The organism is Staphylococcus sp. HMSC071G07 (genome assembly GCF_001811435.1).
GTDB classification, from domain to species: domain Bacteria; phylum Bacillota; class Bacilli; order Staphylococcales; family Staphylococcaceae; genus Staphylococcus; species Staphylococcus pettenkoferi.
The window spans coordinates 1-8089 of record NZ_KV804770.1 but is presented as its reverse complement, the minus strand read 5'-3'; the positions used below and the strand labels follow the sequence as shown (position 1 = coordinate 8089).

At 39.6% G+C, this 8089-nt stretch carries 6 protein-coding genes; 3 read left to right on the top strand and 3 right to left on the bottom strand.

The features are described 5' to 3' along the window. Positions 1-235: 235 nt before the first annotated feature. The gene (locus HMPREF2802_RS07775) at positions 236-1384 is read right to left on the bottom strand and encodes a glycosyltransferase family 4 protein (RefSeq protein ID WP_070503446.1); all 1149 of its coding nucleotides are present in this window, start codon (positions 1382-1384) and stop codon (positions 236-238) included. A 360-nt stretch (positions 1385-1744) separates the two neighbouring features. Here HMPREF2802_RS07775 and mqo point away from each other — a divergent pair, with 360 nt between their 5' ends. Further along, positions 1745-3226: a malate dehydrogenase (quinone) gene (gene mqo, locus HMPREF2802_RS07770; RefSeq protein ID WP_070503444.1), complete on the top strand. Its 1482-nt coding sequence runs from the start codon at positions 1745-1747 to the stop codon at positions 3224-3226. A gap of 582 nt (positions 3227-3808) precedes the next feature. On the opposite strand, the gene HMPREF2802_RS07765 is transcribed toward mqo, so the two are convergent. Both HMPREF2802_RS07765 and HMPREF2802_RS07760 read right to left on the bottom strand, forming a co-directional pair. Continuing rightward, positions 3809-5191 carry a HAMP domain-containing sensor histidine kinase gene (locus HMPREF2802_RS07765; protein ID WP_070503442.1) on the bottom strand — a complete coding sequence of 461 codons (1383 nt, stop codon included), beginning with the start codon at positions 5189-5191 and terminating at the stop codon, positions 3809-3811. Beyond that, positions 5184-5861, bottom strand: coding sequence for a response regulator transcription factor (locus HMPREF2802_RS07760; protein ID WP_002472130.1), 678 nt, complete (start codon positions 5859-5861; stop codon positions 5184-5186). Before HMPREF2802_RS07760 ends, HMPREF2802_RS07765 begins: the two co-directional genes overlap by 8 nt. 362 nt (positions 5862-6223) lie before the next feature. Between HMPREF2802_RS07760 and HMPREF2802_RS07755 the strand changes: the two genes are divergently transcribed. Both HMPREF2802_RS07755 and HMPREF2802_RS07750 read left to right on the top strand, forming a co-directional pair. Further along, the gene (locus HMPREF2802_RS07755) at positions 6224-7282 is read left to right on the top strand and encodes an ABC transporter permease (RefSeq protein ID WP_070503440.1); all 1059 of its coding nucleotides are present in this window, start codon (positions 6224-6226) and stop codon (positions 7280-7282) included. Next, a complete protein-coding gene (locus tag HMPREF2802_RS07750) occupies positions 7282-7950 on the top strand; it encodes an ABC transporter ATP-binding protein (RefSeq protein ID WP_070503439.1) in 669 nt (222 codons plus the stop codon). The genes HMPREF2802_RS07755 and HMPREF2802_RS07750 overlap by 1 nt, the downstream gene beginning before the upstream one ends. Positions 7951-8089: the final 139 nt, after the last annotated feature.

Sequence of the window (8089 nt, the reverse complement as noted above, 5' to 3'; positions counted from 1 at the left end):
AAGAGCTTAAAGAATGGATTTTCGTTGTGGCCGTGTTCCCTCAAGCGTCTCGAGTACACATTGAAAATTATTTTATATTCCAATCTAATAGAAGTTTCTTTAATCTCATACACTATTCTCATTTAAGGTCTTAAGTTTCTCTCGATAGTTATTAACATTTTCTAAATGCTAAATTATATACTAATGTATAACCTTCCATTTATAATTTGTTGAATAAATAAAAGTTAGACACCTGTCAATCTTCTATCATTTGGCTAAATTGTTTATAGACTTGATCAGGCGTGAATTTCTCGACGGTGTTAAAGCCGTGTTCACGGATTGATTCGCATTGTTCAGGATGTTGTATGATTGCTTCAAGTTGTCTAGCTAAAGCGCGTGTGTCAGCATGAGGTAGAAGATAGCCATTCTCTTTATGGTTAATCAGCGATCCCGGCCCCGTTGTTCCGTCATAACTTAGCACGATACTGCCTTGATTCATCGCTTCCAGAATTACCATACCAAATCCCTCATTACGTGATGGCACGACAGTGATTTGACTTGAGGCGAGTACTTGAGCTAACTGGGATGTGGGTTCTCGGAGTTGAATCACATCACTGAGCTGATACTGTTTAATCAAATTATGAAGATGATCTTTCTCTTGGCCATTGCCATAAATATGCACTTGATAACCGTGTTCTCGGAGCGTCTCTTGTGCTTCATTAATACTCTCGATGAGCAGATCGAAACCTTTTTCATACTCTAAACGGCCAGCTGCAACAATGACCTTCTGACGTTGCACATCAAGGCGGGGCTCATCAATCATATTAGGGATGACATACACCGGTGTGTTTAGCTCTGCCTGATAAGCAGCTTGATCTTTCGAAGTCAGAACAGTTAATTTATCTAAATCCTGATACGCCATAAGCATCTCACGTTGGTATGCGTCAGGGTACGCAGCAAGGTTCATATGTTCCATGCCGATCTTCTCCACAGACTGAGGTGCATATTGTGTAGTTAAAATGTTAAAGCTTGCACGTGTACTAATAAGCACATCAGTATCAACACGTTGTAATGCTTTAATGAGTCGACGTTCAACATGACGATTAAACTGTTGACGACCAGGTTCATGTTGAGAAATACAACGCGGTTGACCGATGCCGAAATATTTATGTAAACGATTAAAGAGAATAGACGTGATATTCTGTGGGCGTAATCTATAGTTGACGAGTGATGTGACTTTGATGTTGGGATGGATAGTAAAATACGGGCGTTGTGCACCTTGAAATATGGAAATGATGTGTACGGGATGACCACGTTCAGCAAGTTGATTAGCTAAGTTAGTCACTGCTTTAACCGTACCACCCATCGCAAAGATATTGTGCATGAGTATCGTAATCGACTTCACAAGTTATTCCTCCAATGATTCGTGCTTAACTGCCATTATATCATGTTCACAAAATAGTTAATAAATAGAACAAGTGAGAACGAAAGTCAGTTAAAGCGCGAGCGTGTCGTCTTTTACCTGAGGCGAAATTAGATAGCTAAACATATATTTTGCGTAGATTTACATTAGACTCTTTTTTCACGAGACAATAACGTATATAATTAGAAGTGTAAATGAATAAATTTATGCCATAGTATGTAAGTGCTTACACATCTAATGGCAAGTTGTAGAAATCGTTAAGTTGTAGCTCAATAACGCGTTTGAGCCATCAATTAACTCAACGTTTCTATAAACATATTTAGAAGGGGGACTGTATTTGTTATGGCTACAAAACATAGCAAAACAGACGTCATCTTAATTGGTGGCGGCATCATGAGCGCAACATTAGGTACATTGTTGAAAAAGTTAGCTCCAGAGAAAGAAATTCAAATGTTCGAACGCTTATCCGAACCAGCTGAAGAAAGTTCTAACGCATGGAACAATGCGGGGACTGGACACTCAGCACTTTGCGAGTTGAACTATACGAAAGAACAAAAAGATGGCTCAATCGACATTACGAAAGCGGTTAAGATCAACGAGCAATTCCAAATTTCTAAACAATTTTGGAGTCACTTAGTAAGTAACGGCGAACTCTCTTCACCTGAGAACTTCATTCGCCCAGTACCACACATGAGTTTCGTAAAAGGTGTACGTAACGTCGACTTCCTTAAACGCCGTGTGAAGACAATCAAGGAAAGTCCATTATTCAGCAATATGGAAATCACAGATGATAAAGAGAAGATCGCTGAATGGGCACCACTTATGATGGAAGGACGCACTTCCCATGTACCAATGGCTATGACTTATGACAAGACTGGTACAGACGTTAACTTTGGTGCGTTAACACGTAAATTATTCAGTAACTTAAGTGACAAGAAGGGCGTTGACCTTCATTTTAAACATGAAGTCCAAAGTCTCAGCCAACGTCGTAACGGCACTTGGAAAGTTAAAGTAAAAGACTTGAACACAAATGATACACACGTGATTGAATCTGACTTCGTCTTTATCGGTGCAGGCGGTGCGAGCCTTAAACTACTACAAAACACAGGTATCAAACAATCTAAACATATCGGTGGATTCCCAGTTAGCGGTATCTTCCTAGTATGTAACAAAGAAGAAGTTGCGAAAAAACATAACGCAAAAGTGTACGGTAAAGCTGCAGTAGGTGCGCCACCAATGTCAGTGCCTCACTTAGACACGCGTTATATTGACGGCAAACGCTCACTACTCTTCGGTCCGTTCGCAGGTTTCTCACCTAAATTCTTGAAGACAGGTTCAAACTTAGACTTATTCAAATCAGTGAAACCAAACAACATCATCACTATGTTATCCGCAGGTGTGAAAGAATTTAACTTAACGAAATACTTAATTTCACAATTAATGCTTTCTGACGAAGAACGTATGAACGACTTACGCCAATTCGTTCCAAATGCGAAGAGCGAAGATTGGGAAGTTGTAGTCGCAGGTCAACGTGTACAAGTTATCAAAGACACTGAAGACAGCAAAGGTAACCTCCAATTCGGTACTGAAGTTGTGACTTCAGACGACGGTACATTGTCTGCATTGCTCGGTGCGTCACCAGGTGCATCAACAGCCGTAGACATCATGTTAGACCTACTTAAACGTTGCTTTAAAAATGACTTCTCAAAATGGGAACCAGAAATCAAGAAAATGATTCCTTCATTCGGTCAAAAATTAAGCGAAAACAAAGAGCTTTACGACAAAGTTAATGAAGACGTGAAGAAAAATCTTAAAATTGATTAATCTATAGAAAAAGGGAAGCGCAGTGGTGTCGTGCCATTGCGCTTCCCTTTGTTTGTGAGAACCAATTAATTCTTGAAGATGATTTCTTGCTGGGAGAAAGACAGAAATCTGCCTAATACTATTTGTTTTCAATGTTTTGACTCTCGCTTGCTTGGGAGAAGCACAGAAATCTATGATTTCGTAGTACTTATCCTTTCTAATTCAAGTTGTAATCATAGTAGGGATATTAATATACTTCTTCAACGAAACTCTCTTTCAACACAAAAATAAAAAGAGGAGTATTGATGATAGAGTAGTACTAATTTAACAAGAAACAATAATATTCAAATCAAACTACCAAACAGAGAGAGTGATGAGGTTGATTGGAAGTGAATTTAAAGATATTAGATAAAACGATATTCATCAATGAAATACCGCAATACAAGTAAAAGGGGGATGGCGCGACTCCTGCAGGAAAAGCATGAGTCTTGAGACTACAGGCTCAAGCCATGCCTGCGGAAAGCGTCGCCACCCCAATACGCAGTATTGCAAATTAGTAGAACCTAATAAGTTAAATCAAGTCAGTATTAAGACTTTAGATTATTATCCAGTTACCCCATCATTCACAGGCAACTTCACAACAAACATCGTACCTTCACCTTCAGCACTATCAACCTCAATCACACCACCATGCAGCTCAACAATCGTCTTCGCAATCGCCAAACCAAGCCCATTACTCGTATCATCACTACTCATTTTATAAAAACGCTCAAACAACCGCGCCTGAACCTCTTCAGAAGTACCTTGCCCATCATCCGCAATCGACAGCACAACCTGATCCACATCACGGCGCAACGTTACTTCAATCATACCACCACGTTCAGAATACTTAATCGCATTCGACATCAAATTCTGAATCGCTTGATACAACAACTGCTCATTACCCTTAGACTGCACATCCTCCAAATCAGTTAAGATCACTAAATCTTTCTGATCCGCACTAAACTGATGGTGGCGCACAATCTCAGTGATAAGCGCGTTAAACTTAACGTTATCATTAAACGTCAAATGATTGCCGTTATCCAATTCAGCAAGTAACAATAGTTCTTTCGTTAAATTACTCAACTGCGATGTGATTTGATGAATTTCTTCTATACGATAGTCACGCTGCTCTTTCGTCTCCGCTTGTTGCAACTGTCCAAGCTGCTGATGAATGTGCGTGAGTGGCGTCTTGATTTCATGTGAAACATTCTGCACGAAATGACTGCGCATATCGTCAAGCTGTTTCAACGACAAACGCATGCTATCAAAACGATGCTGCAACGTTCCGAGTTCGTCTTGTCTCGTTTGTTTGATTGGTTGATCGAAACGACCACGCATGAGTTGTTGGGTTGCTTGTTTCAACTGTTGCACTGGTTTGATAATAGAGTAGGTTGATGAAATGACTAAGATGATAGAAATCAAGAGCAGTATCGTGAGTAAGACCGCTAAGAAGACTCTGAATTCACTAAACGTCTTACCGATGTCAGGACGCATAAATACTGCAAGCTTTTCTTTATCCGTAGTAAATTGCACACCTACTGTATTCGACGTCACATTTTCAAAAAAGCCAGTAATAAACGGATGATATCTTAAATCTCGAATACCATGGTAATCACGACCGCTCAACACATGATTAATATCTTTCTGGCTGACATTGTCTTTGCGAAAGCCTTCGCCGTAATAGTGTTTGTCACCATTTTGGTTGACGGTCATTACTTGATAGTTCATATCTCCGAGGTGTTTAAAATAATGGTCGGTCTGCTCAGCACTTAACGTATCTTGATAGCTACGTGCCTGTTTTAGCGTCTGCATAATCTTCGCGTCATTGGAAGGCTTGAGTTTGACGTGATAGTACACATTCGTCAATAGGAAGCTCAACAATGCGCTAATAAGCATAACAGTAATCGTGTAAATCGCGATGCGACTATATAATGATTTAAACATCTTGCACCACCTTATATCCTAAGCCTCGAACCGTCTTGATGGCCACATTTGCGCCGAGTTTGTCTAAGCGTTTACGCAAGCGCTTCACATGAACATCGACGGTACGCTCGTCACCTTCGTAATCAAAGCCCCAAATCTTCTCTATCAACGATTCTCTGGAGAAGACTTGTTTCGGTTGCGATGCGAGCAAGAAGAGTAGAGTAAATTCTTTATTAGGAAGGTTCATGCGCTTTTGATCGACGGCAATTTCAAGATACGCTTGATTTAAAGTGAGGTTGCCGAGTTGAATCTCGGTATCGGCATTTTTCTGATAGCGTCGTAATACTGCACGTATACGAAACATGAGTTCTTCAACTTCAAAGGGTTTCGTTACGTAGTCGTCTGTCCCTGTAAGGAAGGCGCGTTCTTTGTCGCTTAATGCATCACGCGCCGTTAACATGATTACAGGTAAATCTTCATAATCCGCTTTAAGCGTTTCGCAGAGTTCAAAGCCATCCATTCCGTTCATCATGATATCGACGATTGCGATATCTACTTGGTTTGTTTCAAGATAGTCTAACGCCGCCTCTCCGCTTGATTCAGAGACGACCTTGAGACCTTCACGTTGTAAGTAGGTTGCGACATAGTGTAGGATTCTTGGATCGTCATCTACCACTAGGCATTTCGTCATATCACGTTCTCCTTCTTTTCGTCTTTATCTTCATTTTAAAAGAAGACAGCAACTTTTGCATGGAATTATTTTTACCTGAGTTCATCTTCAGTTCACATTCGCCTCATAAACTAAAGTTAAGAAACCGATAGAGGTTACGAACGAGATGCGACTTGTTGTTAAAATAGTTGGAATTAATTTTACTCAAGTTCATCTTCAGTTCACATTAACCTCATAAACTAAAATTAAGAAATCGATAGAGGTTATGAACGAGATGCGACTTAATTTTAAAATAACTGGAATTAATTTTACTTAAGTTCATCTTCAGTTCACATTCGCCTCATAAACTAAAATTAAGAAATCGATAGGAGGAGAAGGATAAGATGAAACTCGCATTAAAAGAAATGAAGTTCTATAAATTTAGATTTATCCTCATCACGTTAATCATATTATTACTCGGCCTAATGGTCTTATTTATCAGCGGATTAGCCAAAGGGCTAGGAAGAGAGAACATCTCATTACTCGACAACATGTCAGCAGAACAGTATGTCATGCAAGATAAGCAACAACCGCAACTTGAAGCCTCACAGCTCAACAATAAACAACAGCAAAAGATAGAAGATATTACGAAAGCGAAACCGATGAAAATCGCATCAGATAAATTGAAACAAGGTAACGACGAATCTGATGTTATCTTAATGAACACAGTGAAAAAAGAGAAACCTGAGTTGAAAGAAGGACATTATCCATCAGGTAAGAATGAAATTGCAGTTAACGACAAACTCACAGCAGATGACATTAACAAAGGTGACACTGTGAAGTTGAAAGATGGCAGTAAAGTCAAAGTGGTTGGTGTACTCGACGATACGATGTATTCACACAGCTCCATCGTTATGATGAGTAACGACGGCTTTAGCCAACACGCATCAGAGAAAGGCACTGCAACATTCTATCCAGTCAAAGATTTATCTAGCAAACAGAAACATGACTTGAAACAAATCGATGATGTAAATATCTATAGTAAAGATGATATTACCGGGGAAATACCAAGTTACCAAGCTGAACAAGCACCATTAACGATGATGATTGTAAGTTTATTTGTCATCACAGCGATTGTGCTTAGTGCATTCTTCTATGTCATGACGATTCAGAAGATCTCTCAAATTGGTATTCTCAAAGCTATTGGTATCAAGACGAAACATTTATTAATGTCATTAGTCAGTCAAATTCTAATCACTACAATCATTGGTGTGGTCATCGCGCTCTTACTCGTATTAGGCTTATCATTCTTCATGCCAGTAAGCATGCCATTCCATCTAGCAACATCAAATATTATCTTAGTAGTAGTGATCTTTATCATCGTAGGACTTATCGGAGCAATCCTTTCATTTATCAAATTATTTAAAGTAGATCCAATCGAAGCAATAGGAGGCGGAGATTAATGAGTTTACAAATTGAACATTTAAAAAAACATTTCGGCCAAGGTGAATCAGAAACACAAGTATTGAAAGATTTAAACTTTGAAGTGAAAGAAGGCGAGTTCGTAGTACTCACAGGTGCATCAGGTTCAGGTAAGACGACTTTACTAACGATTCTTGGCGGCTTGTTAAGTCAGTCTTCTGGAGACATCTTATACAATGACCAACCACTATTTGATCGCTCTAAAGCGAGTGCCGTGAGACTTCATGAGATTGGATTTATCTTCCAAGAGTCTCACCTCGTGCCTTACCTCACTGTAGAGGAACAGTTGGTTACAGTGGGTCGTGAAGCGGGCATGTCTAAAGGTGATGCTCAGAAGAGAGCGCGTCAGTTGTTGGATGAGATTGGTTTGAGTCATCGCTTGAAAGTGTATCCGAATAGTCTTTCTGGTGGTGAGAAGCAGCGTGTGGCGATTATGCGTGCGTTTATGAATCATCCGAAGATTATTCTTGCGGATGAGCCGACTGCGAGCTTGGATGCGAGTCGTGCGACGGATGTGGTTGAGATGATTCGTGATTATATTCATGATATGGATATGGTTGGGATTATGATTACGCATGATCAGCGTTTGTTTGATTATGCGGATCGTGTGATTTATCTTGAGGATGGTCAGTTGGTTAGTGATAAGTGATGTGTGATTGGTAAAATGTGTATGAAGTAGTTTAGGGTGTACTACTAATTTGTATTTGTAGGAATATAGTGTATTATACTAATTTGTGTTCATAGGAATGTGATGTGTGGTACTAATTTGCAATACTGCGTATTGGGTG

Bases quoted from the DNA above. Each gene is read 5' to 3' on its own strand.
- HMPREF2802_RS07765 (WP_070503442.1), bottom strand. From the start codon at position 5,191: ATGTTTAAATCATTATATAGTCGCATCGCGATTTACACGATTACTGTT.
- HMPREF2802_RS07750 (WP_070503439.1), top strand. From the start codon at position 7,282: ATGAGTTTACAAATTGAACATTTAAAAAAACATTTCGGCCAAGGTGAA.
- HMPREF2802_RS07755 (WP_070503440.1), top strand. From the start codon at position 6,224: ATGAAACTCGCATTAAAAGAAATGAAGTTCTATAAATTTAGATTTATC.
- mqo (WP_070503444.1), top strand. From the start codon at position 1,745: ATGGCTACAAAACATAGCAAAACAGACGTCATCTTAATTGGTGGCGGC.
- HMPREF2802_RS07760 (WP_002472130.1), bottom strand. From the start codon at position 5,861: ATGACGAAATGCCTAGTGGTAGATGACGATCCAAGAATCCTACACTAT.